The sequence below is a fragment of the Thalassobacillus sp. CUG 92003 genome, assembly GCF_013618635.1.
Lineage (GTDB): Bacteria > Bacillota > Bacilli > Bacillales > Halobacillaceae > CUG-92003.
Genome location: NZ_JABLSJ010000001.1, coordinates 419,250 through 436,978 on the forward strand (window position 1 = coordinate 419,250; position 17,729 = coordinate 436,978).

Below are 17,729 nucleotides of genomic sequence, written 5' to 3' on the forward strand. Positions count from 1 at the left end.
TGAAACAATGTTTTATACTGTATAATATAAGAAAAATTCAGAAAATGAGGTAAGCGACCTATGGGCAGCCAACTTTTATTGATTCAGGAGCATCTCCAATCTTTGAAGCCATCGGAGAGGAAAGTGGCGGATTACATTTTGAACGATCCTGAAGAGGTGATCAATTCTTCGGTGCATAAGCTGGCAGAACGTGCGGAAGTTAGTGTGGCAACCATTGTAAGGTTATCGAAGAAATTACAGTGCAAAGGGTTTCAAGATTTGAAGTTGAAGATTGCCTACGATTTGGCCAAATCTGAACAAGACAAACCGTTGTATGAGGATATCCCGAAAGAAGGGTCGATTCGCTCACTGATTCACTCGGTGTCCTCGAGTAACATCCAATCTATTGAAAATTCCATGTCGGTTTTATCAGAGGAAGAATTAGAGAAAGCGATTGAACTCATTTCGAAGGCCAGGTTAGTCGCTGTTTATGGAATTGGTGCATCCGGGGTGATTGCCCGGGATATGAAGCAAAAGCTCACGCGCATTAATCGGTGGTGTGAAGCAGCAGAGGACCGTGATACGCAAGTGACGATTTCAGCTAACTTAAGCGAGGCGGATGTTGCATTCGGTATTTCTTATTCTGGGCAAACGATTGATATCATTGATTCGCTACAGGTGGCGAAGAAAAATGGTGCCAATATCATTGCTCTCACCCAATACGGCGAAAATGATGTGGCCTCCATCGCGGATGTCCGGCTGCATACCACCTCGCTAGAAGGCAGTGTGCGCAGCGGAGCGACTGGCTCACGCATTGCGACGCTCAATGTAATTGATATGCTTTACCTTGGTGTCACCCGATTTGACAAGCTTGATAACATAGACGCTTTAGAGCGGACTCGAAAAGCAGTGGAGGTATTAAAGAAACATGTATGATCAATATGTACGCGAGCTTGTTCAAAATCGTAAACTGCCGGGCGCTGTATTGCACATTGCTCACAAAGGAAAGACGGTGTTTCAACACGCGTACGGCGGATATACCGATAATGCCAACCACTATCATGACATGCGTGAAAATACGGTATTTGATGTCGCGTCTTTAACTAAAGTGATGGCGACGCTGCCTGCGATATTAAAGCTGATCGATGACGATGCGTTGACTGTTAAGGATCCGATTCAGTTTCATGTGCCGGAGTTTGAGCATCCTGGTGTTACTGTGGAACACGCTTTAACACATGCGACGGGGATGCCGGCAGACTTGGGAAAAGTTTACCGGGATGATCCGCGCGATATTTTGGGGGAAGTTCTCGCCAAAAGTCAGCAGGCTGAACCGGGAAAAGGGCCCGTTTATAGTGATCTCGGCATGATTATTTTGGGACATATGGTGGAGCGGATCACAGGGCAATCGTTGGATGATTTTACGGCATCGCATGTGTTTCAGCCTTGGGGGATGGGCGATACGCAGTTCAATCCCTCCCCAGCGATTAAAGACCAGACGGCAGCTACGGAGATGGTTGAAGATCGTTTCATCCACGGTGAGGTTCACGATGAAAAAGCCTACCATTTAGGAGGTATAAGCGGCCACGCCGGCTTGTTTTCGACAGCAGAAGATGTAGCGCGCTTCGGCCATTACTGGTTGTATCCGAATGAGCAGCGGGTGTTATCTTCCGGTGTGATGAATCGCGCGATTACGCCTTATCAAGGAAGCCGAGGGTACGGGTTTGAAATCGTTACGGGTGCTAAAGGGGAGGAGCTTTCCTGCGGAAGGAGGTGGTCGGCTGGAAGTTATGGGCATACGGGGTTTACCGGTACGAGTCTCTGGGTGGACCCTAAAGAACAATTGGTGGTCGTATTTCTGAGTAACATCGTTCATTTTGGCAGGAAACACGATATGGGCCGGATCAGGCCGCATTTACACGCCTTGATCCATTCATCTTTCACTCATTCATAATTAAGGGGGATTTTTAAATGAAGTCATTGAAAGCGTTTACGTTCGTTGGGCTCTTAGCATTTATTCTCATTATGTCAGCATGTTCTTCAGACAGCGGAGGCGATGGCGATACTAATGAGGAAGCGAGCGGCGATCAGGTTCAAATCGAAATGGGGAGCTGGCGAACGGAGGATACGGAAGCCTATCAAACGATTATCGATAAGTTCAACGAAGAGCACCCTGATATCCAAATTGAATTTAATCCATCCAAGAACACCGAGTATAACACGATTTTGAACACCGCTTTGCAAAGTGGTGAAGGACCGGATATTATCCACCTTCGTCCTTATACGCCAGGTATCGAGCTGGCTGATGCCGGTTATTTAGAACCGCTTGATGATCTCGAAGGCCTGGATCAATATCCAGAAGAATATTTGGCTGCCTCAAAAGGGTCGGACGGCAAACAGTACGGGGTTCCTTTGAACATAAGTACGACGCAAATGTTTTATAACGAAGATATTTTTGATGAGCTGGGACTTGAAGAACCACAGACGTGGGAAGAGTTCATGTCGGTGAATGAAACCTTGAAAGAAGAAGGGTATACGCCGATTTCGCTGGCATCCAAGGAAGCCTGGCTGTTGTCACTTGCCCACGGCATGATCGGGCCCGCTCACTATGGCGGAACTGAATTCGTCGATAAAATCACGGCGGGTGAGACGGACTTTACGAGTGAAAAATTTGTCAATTCGATCGAAGCGATGGATGAACTGAAACAATACTTCCCGGATAATTACGAAGGTCTTGGTATGGAAGATATCCGGACAATGTTCTTCACTGGCGATGCCGCCATGTTCCCAATGGGAAGCTGGGAAATTGAAGTGCTGCGCGAGATGAATCCGGACTTGAATTTCGACTTTTTCCCAATGCCATCTGCTACTGGCAAGGAGCCGACTGTCACGTCATGGGTGGACGGTTCTTATGCCATTAATGCTAACTCGGAAAACAAAGAAGCTGCGAAAGAATTTTTGCAATTCATGACTACCGAGGAATTCGGCGAGCTGTTTACAAAAGAATTTAAAATGATCAGTGCTATACCTGGCATCGAGTCAGATGATCAACTGGTAAATGATTTGAGTCAAGCCGCTGATCAGCGTTCAACACCTTATATGATCTTGGTTCATTTTGCCGGTGGTAATCCATCAACAAAAGAAACGATTGAGAAGGAACTACAAGGCATGTACCTTGGAGAACGTACACCACAAGAAGTGGCGGAAACTGTCCAAGAAAATGCGGAAAGCTGGTATGAGCCACTACAATAATTTACAAAAGGGGCGGTGAATATGAAATCAGCAGCGTCTTCAAAATCGACTCATCTCAAAAAACAGAGGAACTGGAAAAGATGGTCCATCCATCTTTTCCCTATTCCCGCCTTGATCATTTACGGGTTATTCATTGTTTACCCGTTATTCGCTGCTCTTACATATAGCTTTTTTGAATGGGATGGCATGGTAAGAGGCGAATTTGCAGGGTTCAAGAATTTTGTGGATTTATTTACATTACAGCCATTCAGCGATTTATTTTGGAATGCGTTTGGCCACAACATTTTATATTTTGTGCTGCAGATGATATTTCAAAATGGATTAGCCTTTATCTTGGCCTATATTATTTATAAAAAAGTACGCGGGGCCGAATTTTTAAAGATTTCGTACTTTTTGCCTCGGTTGTTGTCGGTCATTGTAGTCGGGTTCTTATGGAAATTGATTTTGAACCCGAACTATGGCGCCTTTAATGTCATCTTAGAGAACCTCGGACTCGAAGCCTTACAAAAAGCATGGCTTGGGGATCCTGATACAGCTTTGATTGCTATTATTCTCATTAATTCATGGTATGGGCTCGGTTTCGGTGTATTGATTTTCTTAGCTGGCTTCCAGTCGATTCCAAAAGAACTGCTCGAAGCTGGTAAGCTTGACGGTGCGACTGGGCTGTCCATGGTGCGGCGGATTTTGCTGCCGTTGATGGTGCCATCGATTATGATTATGACTGTGCTCACATTTATCCAGTCGTTTGAAGCATTCGAGCTGGTCTATGCGATGCAAGGTTCAGAAGGCGGCCCTTATAGTTCGACTGATACACTTGCCGTTTATTTCTATCGTTTAGCCTTTGGCGGCTCATCAGGCGGTTCCTCATCAGCCATTGGACTCGGTTCTGCGCTGGCGGTAGTCTTGTTCTTGTTCATTGCCGTATTTACCGCGTTGTATTTGAAATATATGCAGAAAAAACAAGTAGATATGTAGGAGGGGATAACCAGTGAATCACACCATTTGGACGAAACCATTTTATTACGTCTTTGCCTTTTTTGTAGCTTCGATCAGCTTGTACCCGATCTTGTTGATGATTTTGTCTTCTTTTAAAACGAGCACTGAAATATTCACAAGCCCTCTTGCATTTCCGAAATCTTTTACCTTGGAAACGTATCGTAATTTGCTCGAACAGATCCCGTTCATGACGTTTTTCATGAACAGTGTCATTGTCAGTGGTGTCTCGGTGGCGCTCATTCTGGTCACGTCTTCGCTGGCGGCTTTCTATATAGCACGATTTACCTTCCAATGGAATAACATGCTCTTTTTCTTCTTTTTAATGGGGATGATGCTTCCGATAAAACTTGGCATTGTGCCGTTGTTCATCTTGATGAAGGATTTGGAGCTGTTGAACACGTTATGGTCATTGATCTTCATGTATACGGCTACCGGGATTCCATTGTCGATTCTCATTTTGACCGGATTTTTCCGGACCATGCCGCGTGAGCTGGAAGAAGCGGCTCGAATTGACGGGGCAGGGAACCTGCGCATCCTATGGAACGTTGTCCTTCCATTGATGAGACCGGCCCTCGGGACAGTCATGATCATCCAGTTCATTCAATCCTGGAACGACTTTTTCTTCCCGTTGATTTTCATCACCGATGATATGAAGAAAACGATTCCGGTGGGAATGCTTTCGCTCTTCGGTGAATATTCTGCTGACTGGGGCGCATTATTCGCGGGCTTAACCCTTGCGTCGCTGCCCATGATCATTCTATTCTTTATTGCTTCAAAACAATTCATGGAAGGATTGACTCAAGGTGCCATCAAATAACGGTTTTTATATTGGCGTGGATGGTGGCGGTACGAAAACAGCAGCTTTGTTGTGTGATGAGACTGGCCGTGTAATCGGTGCCAGTCAAAGCGGCTCGACAAGTTTTAAATCGCGCACAGAAAGTGACATTTACGCCAACTTTCAACGTCTCACCACCGAACTCATGACTGATGCAGAACTGTTAGCCGACCAGGTCACCGGGGTGTTTGTTTCAGCAGCTGGCGGTGATCGACAAGAAGATAAACAACGCTGGTCAAAGATGCTAACCTCTGTTTTTTCCAATCTGGAATCGATTGAAGTTAAAAATGATGCGTTTGGTGCGCTGGCCAGCGGGACATTCGACATAGCTGGAAGTGTACTCATCGCCGGCACAGGCTCCATCGCTTACTCAACTGAAGGCTTGAACAGTAATGCCGTTAGAGTTGGGGGGTGGGGGTACTTGTTCGGAGACGAGGGTAGCGGGTATGACATGGGGAGACAGGCGCTTAGCACTCTTGCCCTCATGGAAGACGAGCGTGTGCCTTTTGATAGCGGGTTCAGCGAAATGGTATTGAACTCGCTGCAAGTGAAAAAGCCGGAAAACGTAATCACAGCCGTCTATGAATCTGATTATCCGCGTCATACCATTGCATCACTAGCCCGCCCAGTTCTTGATCTGGCAGCCGATCGCAATACGACTGCACGTATGATCATGAATCAGACTCTTAGGAACTTGCTGGATTTGGTGGAAGCGATTGCGTTGAAACGACCAGCAAGCCGAGCGGAGCCTATCACGATCGTTGGGGGCCTCTTTCAATCCGATTTGTTCCGCTTAGCGTTCATGAAGCTGATGCACAAGAGGCAACCGAGCAGGAAAGTCATTTATCCCAAACTTCCACCTGTAGCTGGATCGCTCATTTGTGCACTCATCCAGAATGGTGTTCCCATTACGGCCGATCTCAAAGCAAATTTGCATGCAACTTATAAAAAAAGAGGTTAAACAAGCATTAATATGCTTTTAAAAGAGCGATCACTTATCGTAAATGGAGGTGCAGATATGACCGACATTGATCCAATTTTAGATACTGAAATGCGTAACGAAAAATCTGATCAGCTGCATCAATTTTCAACGATGGAAATCATCGCGTTAATGAATGAAGAAGATCAGAAAGTGCCACATGTCATCAAGCGTGCACTTCCAGACATTGCAGCTGTCATTGATGCGACGGTAAAGGTATTACAAGCAGGTGGCCATCTCTATTATTTTGGTGCCGGAACAAGTGGCAGACTGGGTGTACTTGATGCCTCAGAATGCCCCCCTACCTTTGGTGTCCCGCATGAACTCGTCAATGGCATCATTGCAGGTGGTGATCGTGCCCTAAGGTATCCGATTGAGAATGCGGAAGATAGTAAAGAAGAAGGTGCCACTGATGTCAGGAAATACGTAGGGCGTAACGATATGGTAATTGGAATCGCCTCCAGTGGAAAAACACCTTACGTCCTAGGGGCTATGGAAGCAGCCAGAGCATTAGGCGCCCAAACGGCCAGTATTGCCTGCAATGCCTCTGCAGAATTATCGCACACGGTCCACCATCCGATTGAGCTGGCTGTCGGTGCTGAAGTGGTTACAGGGTCGACTCGTCTCAAAGCTGGCAGCGCGCAAAAGATGGTACTTAATATGATCTCTACGGCGTCTATGATAAAAATGGGGAAAGTGTACAAAAATTTAATGGTGAACGTGCAAGCGTCGAATGAAAAACTTCGGAAGCGAGCCATTTCCATTATTCGGGAGTTGACCGGGGTCGATGAAGAACGCGCTGCAGAGGCAAGCAACAAGGCTCAAGGCGATGCGAGAATTGCTATTCTGATGCTCTTGTTGGAGATTGACGCTGAAACAGCCCGCCGTGTGCTTGAACAAAAAAAGGGTCATTTCCCTGACACAGTCGAAGCAATGACCCAGGCCCACAAACAAGCGGATAACAAAAATAACAATTAATCAAGACTGTCGGTACCACTTTCCCTCTAATGGGGCGACAGCATAAAAATCTCTGTTCAGTTAACAGAGATTTTTAATTTTGAGTCTGTTTTCGGTGTTGGACATGTTAAATTAATTACAAGAACGTTATGGCAAAAAACGGAAGGTGTATTGTGTTCATCTATAAGAGAAGGAGGATAAATATGATCGAAAAAACTGCGTCTAACAGTCATTCTACAACGCCTCTAACGCTCGGTATTCTTTCAATTGTAATTCCTTTTATTGGTCTAGTGCTTGGCGTGATTGGGGTTGTCGTTTCAAGAAAAGCAAGTAAGGAAGCCAGTAATAGCTTTGTAACGATTGGCTTAATATGTAGTGTGGTAGGAATTGTGGTCCAACTCTTTGCTATCTTAGGTTTTATCTCCTACTATATGATGACCGCAACAGGCTAGATTCTTATATCGGTCACGGATGAACAAGAAAATATCTAATTCAAAGATCAGTTCCGGTTTTTTATCGGAACTTTTTTATTCGGTTCGAAGTCCAAAATAAGCGTTTGGCGCTTCGGGGACCGTTATGTCGATATATGTACATTTTAGTCTATTTCAATCTACATAATATTTTGAATCTTTGATACGATAAGCGTTATAACACGTTTAAGAAAGGCAGGTGATAGAGGTGATTCAACGTTTACTGGATGTGTCGTTGATGACAAAAATTACGGGCATGGTTGTCGGGTTAATCTTATCGGTCATTATGTTATTGCTTGGGATTTTTGCCTATTTCGATACGAATCAAATCTTTTCAAATAAAAACGATCTCAGTTTGCAAACGGCTAAGACGATTTCGTTTATGCCATCCGTGGGGGATGCGCTGAAATCGGCGAGTCCGACTGATGAACTCCAGACGTTGACAGAACGCATCAGTATGCAGACGAATGCAGATTATATCATCATCCAGAATCGGCAAAGCGAAATCCTCACCCATCCTGACCCGGAGATGATCGGGGAGGAACAAGCTTTTGATGACGGGTACCGGGCGGTTGTGTTCGGCGGCTATTATAACATCGAGTCAGACGAATTTATGGGATCGTCTATAGTCGGTAAGGCCCCGATTTATTCAGAGGAACGGGAACTCGTCGGCATCGTTTCTGTCGGCTACCTCAAAGAAAATATATTCTCGGATATTATTGATCGGATGGATAGCATTCTTTACTTTGCGCTCATTGTGGTCGTCATCGGTATTTTATTGAGTATTTTTCTGGCCCGCCACATTCGCAAAGACACGATGGGACTGGAACCCCGTGAAATTGCAACGTTGTACCGTGATCGCGATTCTGTTCTTTCATCACTGAACGAAGGGGTCATCGCTACTGATGCCAAAGGGCGGATTACTATGATCAACCGTTCGGCCAAGCAGCTTGTCAATTTATCGGACACGTATGTGAACCGCCCCATTCAAGATGCTTTGCCTGAGGTATCCATCAGTGAAACGTTAGAGCGGAGTGAGGTAACGTTGAATAATGAATTACACATCAACCAAAGGGTCATCATCTTAAATCTAGCCCCGATCTTAGATCAAGGTACAGTTGTCGGTGCAGTGGCCACATTTCGAGACAAAACGGAAATAAAAGAAATGGTCAATACGTTATCAGAAGTGAAAAAATACTCGGAAGACCTGAGAGCCCAAACGCATGAATTCGCCAATAAAATGTATGTCATCTCTGGTTTGCTGCAGTTAAAAAGCTACGACGAAGCCTTCCAAATGGTGCAAAAAGAAGTGGCCAGCATGGAAAATAATAATCGCATGATATTCGAGCAAATCAGTGATCCTAAGGTTCAGGCGATCCTGCTAGGTAAAATGAGCAAGGCTTCAGAGAAGAAGATTGACTTTATCGTAGATGAGAACAGTTATTTAAATCAGCTTCCTGAGCACATTGAGGTCACGCATATGACCACCATCATCGGTAATTTAATCGATAACGCCTTCGAGGAAGTGATGTCACAATCCGAGCGGAAGGTTACCTTTCTCACACTGGACATCGGAAAAGATATCATATTTGAAATATCCGACAATGGAGGCGGTCTGGATGATCAACATGTGGCTCACGTTTTTCAGCCAGGTTATACCACCAAAGGAGAGAAAGAGCAGCGTGGATTTGGTTTGTTCAATGTAAAAGAAACGATTGATGAATTAAAAGGGGACATTGAAATTAATTCTGATGAAAACGGGACGACGTTCAGTATTTTTTTACCGAAATCAGATAAGGGAGGAAGCGAAGATGATTAACGTATTGATTGCCGAGGATGATTTCCGAATCGCCAACATTCATGAGCGATTTCTTGCCGACATTCCCGGCGTCGCATTAGCTGGGAAGGCTTTGACTGGGGAAGAAACACTGCGGCTGCTTGATGAACAAAGTGTGGACTTATTATTACTGGATATTTATATGCCGGACTATTTAGGGACAGAGCTCATACAGGAAACACGACGCAAGCAGCCTGAGCTCGATATTATTGTAATTACGGCCGCTCAGGAAAAACAATTTTTAGAAGAGAGCCTGAGAAAAGGTGTGTTTAACTACTTGATCAAGCCTGTAACGCTTGAGCGGTTTACAGAAGTATTGAATGATTATAAACAGCGCCAATCTCTATTGAAGTCAAAAGACGTTATCGATCAAGACGTGGTCGATGAACTGTTTACCACACAAGCAGGCAAACAGAACCTTCCGGAATCATTGCCGAAAGGGATTGATCCCATTACATTAAGCAAGGTTGTAAGCATCATAGAAGGAGGAAATCAAGGATGGACAGCGGAGGAAATGGGCAATAAAATTGGAGCTTCACGAACCACCGCACGCCGCTACCTGGAGTACCTCGTGTCGATAGACAAAGCAGAAGCTGAACAGGAATACGGAATCGTCGGCCGTCCTGAACGAAAATACTATAGCATCGATGCGTGAACAAAATGAACAAAATACGGTTTATGTATTCAATTTTGTTTATTATGAAAACGCTGACATGACAGAAAATTCGTATTAGTATGTCGAATAAGGTTAATGAAACCCCTTACAAAACTTCGAAAGGATGGTTACGATGCGTAAATGGATCGGTTTCATTTCGGTATTATCCCTTTTGATTATGGCCGGTTGTGGTGGTTCCAGTTCAGGTGACGGCGAAGGTGGAGCGGAATTTCCGCAGGAAGATATTGAATTCGTCGCTCCTGCATCACCAGGTGGTGGCTGGGATGGCACAGCCAGAGCGATGCAGAAGATCATGTCAGATGAAGGCATCATTGAGGAGAACATCAATGTAGTCAATAAACCGGGAGGAAGCGGGGAAGTTGGCTGGCAATACTTATCGGGTCAGGATGCTCACCATTTAGCGATCAATTCCAGCCTTGTTATTACGAATAACTTACTCGGGCAAAGCGAATTGACATACGAAGATTTCACGCCGCTTGGTATTTTGACCACGGAATGGATTTCAGTCGCTGTGCCGCCTGAGTCTGAATTTGAAAAAGGCAAGGACGTTATGGAGCAGCTTAAAGAAGATCCGACTTCATTAAAAATCGGGGTAGCACCAGGTTTAGGAAACAATGACCATTTATCGTTTGTCCAAGCTGCTAAAGAATTTGGTGTCGATATTCCCAAAGTCGAATTCTTAATTTATGAAAGCGGCGGTGACGTTGTATCTGCTTTGCTGGGCGGCCATGTCGATGTAGCGACAATGTCTGTTTCAGAAGCAAAAGAACAACACAATGCCGGTAAATTTAATATGATTGCCGTCTCTTCTGAAGAGCGCATTGAAGGTTTAGAAGGCGTGCCAACCTGGAAGGAACAAGGAGTCGACATGGTCTTTCCACACTGGAGAGGGGTCATGGGACCTCCTGATATGACAGAGGAAGAAATTGCCTATTGGGATGATAAAATCAGTGAAATGGTTGATTCAGAAGCCTGGCAGAAGGTACTTGAAAACAATGAATGGCAATCATTCTATAAAGACAGTTCGGAATCGAAAGCCTTCCTAGAAGAGCAGACGAAAAACTACGATGAGTTATTGAGTGAATCCGGACTGACTGATTAATAAAACCATGCAGAGGCTGTCTAAAACGTTGGGAGACAGCCTCTCTCTATTCCAATGGCCGGAAGGAGGAAAATCGTATGATCAGGTTATTGATGCCTGTATTTTTTATTCTGTTAGCCGTTGCCTATTTAGTCTTCACCTTTCAGTTGCCGGAATCACAAATCGGGAACCCGAATGGTCCGCGTTATTTTCCTGCACTTATCGGTTTTTTTCTGTTACTGATCAGCATTATTTACTGTATTCAGGAATGGAAACAACGTAAAGAAGAGTTGGAAGAAGTGAAACAGCTATTCACCGGCCGGACCCCTTATCTTATCGGTTCAACGCTGGTATTAATACTGATTTATACGTTCTTATTTGAACGCATCGGGTTTTTGTATTCCACGATCTTATTTTTAGGCGGCTTGTTATTTGTCGTGAACGGTCGGAAGAAGTGGCTGATAAATATCGTAGTGGCGGTCATTTTCTCTTTCGTATCCTGGTACTCATTTTCAGAATTACTCCAAGTCAGTTTGCCGTAGAGAGGAGGGCTCATCGTGGGAGTAGATTTTCAGAATGTCATCGAAGGATTAATGGTGTCGATCCGCCCGCTTAATTTGCTTTGGGTATTGATCGGCGGCTTCTTAGGAACAGTTGTCGGCATGCTGCCGGGCCTGGGTCCCGCTACAGCCGTTGCCGTGCTCATTCCTATCACGTTTGGGATGGATCCGACAAGCGCTTTAATTCTGATGGCGGCGATTTATTATGGGGCCATGTACGGTGGCTCGAGAAGTTCCATCTTATTGAATACACCAGGCGATGGGTCAGCGATTGCCGCTACCTTTGATGGATATCCGATGTCGCAGAAAGGTCAGGCAGGTCAAGCGTTGACAATCTCCGCTATCGCTTCGTTAATCGGGGGTCTTTTTGCCATCGTCGGATTCGTGCTGCTAGCCAAGCCGCTAGCCTCGTTCGCTCTAAGGTTCGGCCCGGCTGAATACTTCATGCTCATGCTGTTCACTTTGTCAGCGATCGTGTCCTTATCCAAAGGCAACATGGTCAAAGGGTTCATCGCCATGTCGATCGGGCTGATATTGAGTACAGTCGGTATTGATTTGCAAACCGGGGTTCATCGTTTCACGTTTGATATCCCGCAGCTGAGTGAAGGTATCGACTTTCTTGTCGTCATCATCGGGGTGTATGCTGTCGGTGAAGTTTTGTATAACTTCATTGGTATTGATTCACTTGGGTCAGGGAAGAAAAAAGTAGGTAAAAAGTGGATCACGAAAGAACAATGGCAGCAATCGAAATGGCCGATGATCAGGAGCGGGCCGATGGGCTTTCTAATTGGTGTCTTGCCTGGTGCTGGCGGCTCGATTGCTTCCATGCTCAGTTATACAACTGAAAGACAATTGTCCAAAAATCCAGAACGGTTCGGCAAAGGGGCGGTTGAAGGGGTAGCAGCGCCGGAGTCAGCTAACAACGCCGCTTCTGTCGGGGCGTTTATTCCATTATTGACGATGGGTATTCCCGGTTCAGGTACGACGGCCGTTATTTTGGGAGCTGTCATCATGTTAGGGCTTCGTCCAGGACCGTTGTTGTTTGAGAATAGTCCGGATATGGTATGGACGCTTGTGAATAGCATGTTCATCGGCAACATCATGCTGGTGATCATGAACATCTTGATGGTGGGTTTACTTGTCCGTATTTTGGACACGCCTCCTAAAGTGCTCTATCCGCTCATTCTAGTGTTGGCGTTTATTGGGACTTACACATTGAGCTATAGCATGGTGGACTTCTATATTCTCGTCATTTTCGGATTAATCGGGCTTGCGATGAAATTGTTGAACTTTCCGATTGCCCCGCTGATTCTTGCGGTCATCGTCGGTTCCGATATGGAGCAGAACTTTCGGAAAAGTGTCGTATCGCACGACAATTATCTCAACATTTTCTTCGCTTCCTCAGTTTCGACAACGTTGACGATCATGACCATTTTATCAGTCCTGTATCCATTTTTCCTAGGGTGGCTGCAGAAACGTAAACAAAAACAAGCGTAACGCATTTTTCTGTTTTCACTGGCATAGTGGGGGCGACATGATGAATAAACAAACATGGCTTTTATCAATGGTTGGGGTACTGTATATTGCAGCGTTTTTCCCGGCTTTTGATTGGAGTTTGCAAATAAAAGCGGCCGCCGTCCTGGTCATTATCCAAATTCTATGGATTGGCCGGGTCTTCCCGCTTGCGTATAGTTCAGTCTTACTGATTCTGCTGTTGTCCTTTCACTTTTTTTCATATGATGAGACGCTCAGTTACTTTGGTTCCGGTCTGGTCTGGCTGCTATTTTCGACGTTCATTCTCGCCCACGCTTTCATTACGACGGGGTTGGCGAGCAGAGTTTCATTATTCATTCTCAGCCTGTCGCGCGGATCCAGCAAACTGTTGATTCTTGTATCGTTTTTACTCATGTTTGTTCTGACGGTATTTATCCCATCCAACATAGGTAAAGGCAGTTTAATCAGTTCGATCCTGCATGACATTTCCCGGAGTCTGCAACGTATACAGCCGTCACGTCATATTGCGACCACGCTGTTCATTGGGATTACCTATGTGTGTGCCATATCGGCGGCTTTTGTGCCAACGGGAGCCAGCTCGACTATTTATGCTTTTGGCATCTTTTCAGATCTTTCCGATAAAGTGACTTATTTGCATTGGCTGTTATATTTCGGCGTGCCCATCCTTGTATTTGTCGGGCTGCTCTGGTTGATTTTCAACTTGTTTTTCCCTGCTGAGGATGTCGATCCTTCCGTTGTAAAGAACTTGATTACCTCCAAATTTTCAGAATTAGGACCCTGGAGCGCGAAGGAGAAAAAAATGGCGCTCATTATGGTTGTAACGCTCTCGCTATGGGTGACGCAGCCCCTCCACGGCTACTCGATTCCTTTGGTCGGCCTGCTCGGGGCAAGCATGGTGGTGCTGCCATATATCGGTGTGATGACCTGGGAAGCAGCAAAAGAAGGCGTAAATTGGGATATGATGATTTTTTTTGCGGCCACGTTAATGTTATCAAATATGCTGATTGATACGGGGACGATTGATCATGTGGTGGATTATTTAGTGGCTCATTCGCACGACTATCCGTCAATCATTCTCGTCATAGGATTAATCGTTATCACTGCCTTGATTCGCATCATATTCGTGAATGTGCTCGGTTTTCTAACGATTATGCTCCCGATGGCCGTAACATTAGGGGACGAGCTGGCCGGTGTTACGTCTTTAACGCTGGCGATGGCGGTTTATTTGATCGGAGTGCCGGGATTTTTACTCATCACGCAATCTCCTGTTCATTTGATCAGTTATTCGTACGGGTATTTTACCGAACGTGAACTGCTGCGCGTGGGTACCGTAGCAATGGCGGTTTGGATCGTCATTATTTTTGTAACCATGACAATGTATTGGAATCTAGTGATTTAAAGGAGGAAGGGACGCTATGACGTGGTTGATCAACAATCAGTCATCACAAAAAGAACTAGCTCAGAGGTTCAAAACGTATATGGAAGAGTCCGCCATATTAAAAATGATGGGGGCTCATGACGGTATGGCCGGGTTAATGGCAAAAGAAGCCGGTTTTCATGCCTTATACTTATCCGGTGGAGCGTTTACGGCAAGTAAAGGCTTACCTGATTTGGGGCTATTAAACTCGACTGAAGTAGCAGAACGGGCAAAAGAACTGACCCGAGCGACTGATCTGCCTTTATTAGTCGATGTGGATACCGGATTCGGGGGCCCGCTCAATGTTGCACGAACCGTTAAAGAAATGGTGGAAGCGAATGTAGCTGCTATTCAAATGGAAGACCAGCAACTCCCGAAAAAGTGCGGTCATTTGAATGGCAAACAATTAATTTCCGAAGAAGATATGGTTCAAAAAATCGAAATGGTAAAAGAAATTGCGCCGAACCTTATAGTAGTGGCTAGAACGGATGCCCGGGGCGTAGAAGGGATGGATGAAGCTGTTAAGCGTGCAAAGGCGTACGAGCAGGCTGGCGCTGATGCTGTTTTTCCCGAAGCTATTAGTAAAGCGTCTGAATTCAAAACATTTGCAGACGAGCTGAACGTTCCGTTGCTTGCAAACATGACAGAGTTCGGCAAAACCCCTTATTACACAGCGGAAGAATTTGAAAATATGGGGTACGCGATGGTCATTTATCCGGTGACATCACTTCGACTGGCAGCAAAAGCTTACAAAGAAGCCTTCACAGAAATCTACCAGACCGGTACCCAAAAACACGTATTGGATCGCATGCAAACGCGGGAAGAGCTGTATGAAGCGATCCATTTAGAAGAGTATGAGAATCTTGATGATAAAATCTCCCGCACTATTTTGCCTGATATTGACGAAAGGGAGTGACTGAGATGGATCCAATTCAACACGAGACGTCTGTCGATCCGTTGCTAGAAGCGATCGCAGATTACGCTTTAACCCCTGGCATTGGGGATGAAGAAGCATTAGAAACATCCCGCCATGTCGTGATGGACAGTCTAGGGTGTGCGATGTTAGCGCTGAACTTTCCCGAATGTACAAAATTGCTGGGACCGATTGTACCTGGTACACGAGTTGAAAATGGAAGTGTCGTTCCCGGAACGTCTTATCAATTAGACCCCGTCCAGGCGGCTTTTAACATTGGCACGATGGTTCGCTGGCTCGATTATAATGACTGCTGGCTAGCTCAGGAATGGGGCCACCCCTCAGATAACCTCGGGGGGATATTAGCGGTGGCCGATTATGTAAGTCGCCGCAATAAACAGGAGGGAAAACCCCCACTGTACATGAAGGACGTGCTAGAGGCAGCCATTAAAGCGCATGAAATTCAAGGCGTATTGGCCCTTGATAACAGTCTGAATCGGGAAGGGCTCGATCATGTTTTGTTTGTCAAAGTGGCTACCACCGCGGTCGCAACGGCCATGCTAGGTGGAACGAAACAAGAAGTCATGAATGCCGTATCGAATGCCTGGATAGATAATTCGAGCCTGCGTACGTATCGCCATTTTCCGAACGCGGGTTCCCGGAAATCATGGGCAGCGGGGGATGCAACGAGCCGAGGTGTATGGCTGGCGTTTGTCGCTTTAAAAGGGGAGATGGGCTATCCGACCGCATTGAGCGCGCCGCAATGGGGATTTGAGGATGTCTTATTTGGAGGCAAACAGCTTACGCTTAATCGTCCATTCAATGATTATGTCATGAAGCATGTGTTATTCAAATTATCATTCCCCGCTGAGTACCACGCCCAAACCGCCGCAGAATGTGCGATTGAACTGTCCGATAGCATTCAACATCGCTTTGCTGACATCGATCGCATTGTGATTCATACCCATGAATCAGCGGTACGAATCATTGATAAAGAAGGACCATTGCAAAATCCAGCCGACCGTGATCATTGTTTGCAATATATTACCGCCATCGGGCTGATTTATGGAACGATTACGGCAGAACATTACGAAGACACAGTTGCAGCCAATCCGCTTATTGACCAATTGCGTGATAAGATGGAAGTCATTGAAGATAAACAATATAGTGAAGAATATTTAGACCCGGAGAAACGCTCCATCGCAAATGCCATTCAAATCTATTTCAAAGATGGGAGCACTACCGATAAGCTGGAGAAAAGATATCCTGTTGGGCATCGGTTCCGACGAGAAGAAGGCCTGCCGTTGTTATATAAAAAATTCAACGATAATATTGCCACTCAGTTGTCGAGAAAGAAGCAAGCCATTATTCAAGAAAGGTTCTCGACGCGTGAACACTTGCAGGCTATCTCTGTTGATGCGTTCATGAATGATTGGAGCCTGACTTGATAGATACCCAGGCCGTAGATTGCTAGCTAAATACGGTTCGTTACTGAGTAAGGGATAGGGGGGGCTTTGAAACAACTCGCTTTCCTGCGGGGAACCGGTGAGCTTCCTCGGGCGCTTCACGCCCTGTGGGATCTCACCGTGCTCCTTTTCCCGCGGGAGTCTCGTCGTTTCAAAGCCCCCCCTTTCTATATAGAAGTGAACGAACCCTCGACAAAAAGCTTTGCCTGGCAAATACTATAGAATAACTCGTTAGTCCCGCACGATTTTTTAGTTTGTTTGCTCATGTGAAGCAAAGCTTATTTATATTCCTCATAATCCTAATATTTGAATAAGGCTTCATGATCGGCGGCTCGGTGACTTCCCTCACTTCTGTACGAGGAGTCAACATCACGTAAATAGTTCAGTAATCCTCTTCAGCTCACTCCTGCCTATATGCTATTAATCAGGGTCCATTTGAGTCACGTCTTACTGTGGGACGCTTTTCTCTTGCGTGACGTTCTATTGTAACATTCATTTCAACTCTACCCACCTTCTAATATAGAAGGGTCCTTCCACCAAATTTAAGGAGGGTTGGCTGGAAAATGGCGAGACTCCCACCTGAAAGCGGAGGCGTCTTGATCAGCGGCATATGGACTGGACTGAGCTGGAGGAGATAAAGGAAACACGAAGAACGACGTGATTCGATGTTGACTTATCGTACAGAAGCGAGGGAAGTCTCACTAGCCGCTAGACGCCGGAGCTGGATAGTACAAATACGGCAGGTCAACTCTCTAAGGAGGAGTATATTTCCAGTTAATTAGCGGGAAAAGGAGCACGG

The 17,729-nt window shown here is 45.6% G+C and carries 16 protein-coding genes; all 16 read left to right on the top strand.

The genetic code is table 11. The features are described from left to right. The first annotated feature begins 60 nt into the window (after positions 1-60). On the top strand, positions 61-915 hold the full coding sequence (locus HOP45_RS01905) for a MurR/RpiR family transcriptional regulator (RefSeq protein ID WP_181347201.1): 855 nt from the start codon (positions 61-63) through the stop codon (positions 913-915). After that, positions 908-1,930: a serine hydrolase domain-containing protein gene (locus HOP45_RS01910; protein WP_181347202.1), complete on the top strand. Its 1,023-nt coding sequence runs from the start codon at positions 908-910 to the stop codon at positions 1,928-1,930. The genes HOP45_RS01905 and HOP45_RS01910 overlap by 8 nt, the downstream gene beginning before the upstream one ends. Before the next feature lie 17 nt (positions 1,931-1,947). After that, the gene (locus tag HOP45_RS01915) at positions 1,948-3,228 is read left to right on the top strand and encodes an ABC transporter substrate-binding protein (protein WP_181347203.1); all 1,281 of its coding nucleotides are present in this window, start codon (positions 1,948-1,950) and stop codon (positions 3,226-3,228) included. Positions 3,229-3,249: 21 nt separating this feature from the next. Beyond that, on the top strand, positions 3,250-4,203 hold the full coding sequence (locus HOP45_RS01920) for a carbohydrate ABC transporter permease (RefSeq protein WP_181347204.1): 954 nt from the start codon (positions 3,250-3,252) through the stop codon (positions 4,201-4,203). A gap of 13 nt (positions 4,204-4,216) precedes the next feature. Further along, positions 4,217-5,041: a carbohydrate ABC transporter permease gene (locus HOP45_RS01925; protein WP_370457928.1), complete on the top strand. Its 825-nt coding sequence runs from the start codon at positions 4,217-4,219 to the stop codon at positions 5,039-5,041. Then, positions 5,028-6,020, top strand: coding sequence for an N-acetylglucosamine kinase (locus tag HOP45_RS01930; protein WP_181347205.1), 993 nt, complete (start codon positions 5,028-5,030; stop codon positions 6,018-6,020). The genes HOP45_RS01925 and HOP45_RS01930 overlap by 14 nt, the downstream gene beginning before the upstream one ends. Positions 6,021-6,077: 57 nt before the next feature. Then, on the top strand, positions 6,078-7,016 hold the full coding sequence (gene murQ, locus HOP45_RS01935; protein ID WP_181347206.1) for an N-acetylmuramic acid 6-phosphate etherase: 939 nt from the start codon (positions 6,078-6,080) through the stop codon (positions 7,014-7,016). Positions 7,017-7,198: 182 nt separating this feature from the next. Beyond that, positions 7,199-7,447 (top strand): DUF4190 domain-containing protein, encoded by a 249-nt coding sequence (locus HOP45_RS01940; protein ID WP_181347207.1) that lies wholly within the window; start codon positions 7,199-7,201, stop codon positions 7,445-7,447. Positions 7,448-7,703: 256 nt separating this feature from the next. Beyond that, the gene (locus HOP45_RS01945) at positions 7,704-9,284 is read left to right on the top strand and encodes an ATP-binding protein (RefSeq protein ID WP_181347208.1); all 1,581 of its coding nucleotides are present in this window, start codon (positions 7,704-7,706) and stop codon (positions 9,282-9,284) included. After that, positions 9,277-9,957 carry a response regulator gene (locus HOP45_RS01950; protein WP_181347209.1) on the top strand — a complete coding sequence of 227 codons (681 nt, stop codon included), beginning with the start codon at positions 9,277-9,279 and terminating at the stop codon, positions 9,955-9,957. Before HOP45_RS01945 ends, HOP45_RS01950 begins: the two co-directional genes overlap by 8 nt. Before the next feature lie 133 nt (positions 9,958-10,090). Continuing rightward, positions 10,091-11,080, top strand: a complete 990-nt coding sequence (locus HOP45_RS01955) for a tripartite tricarboxylate transporter substrate binding protein (RefSeq protein ID WP_181347210.1) — start codon at positions 10,091-10,093, stop codon at positions 11,078-11,080. Between the two features lie 77 nt (positions 11,081-11,157). Then, on the top strand, positions 11,158-11,601 hold the full coding sequence (locus tag HOP45_RS01960; RefSeq protein WP_181347211.1) for a tripartite tricarboxylate transporter TctB family protein: 444 nt from the start codon (positions 11,158-11,160) through the stop codon (positions 11,599-11,601). Positions 11,602-11,652: 51 nt separating this feature from the next. After that, positions 11,653-13,116: a tripartite tricarboxylate transporter permease gene (locus HOP45_RS01965; RefSeq protein ID WP_219914455.1), complete on the top strand. Its 1,464-nt coding sequence runs from the start codon at positions 11,653-11,655 to the stop codon at positions 13,114-13,116. Positions 13,117-13,156: 40 nt separating this feature from the next. Then, positions 13,157-14,533 carry an SLC13 family permease gene (locus HOP45_RS01970; protein ID WP_255437440.1) on the top strand — a complete coding sequence of 459 codons (1,377 nt, stop codon included), beginning with the start codon at positions 13,157-13,159 and terminating at the stop codon, positions 14,531-14,533. A gap of 16 nt (positions 14,534-14,549) precedes the next feature. Then, positions 14,550-15,467, top strand: coding sequence for a methylisocitrate lyase (gene prpB, locus HOP45_RS01975; protein WP_181347214.1), 918 nt, complete (start codon positions 14,550-14,552; stop codon positions 15,465-15,467). A gap of 5 nt (positions 15,468-15,472) precedes the next feature. Next, complete coding sequence (locus tag HOP45_RS01980) at positions 15,473-16,912, top strand: bifunctional 2-methylcitrate dehydratase/aconitate hydratase (protein WP_181347215.1); 1,440 nt, start codon at positions 15,473-15,475, stop codon at positions 16,910-16,912. Positions 16,913-17,729: the final 817 nt, after the last annotated feature.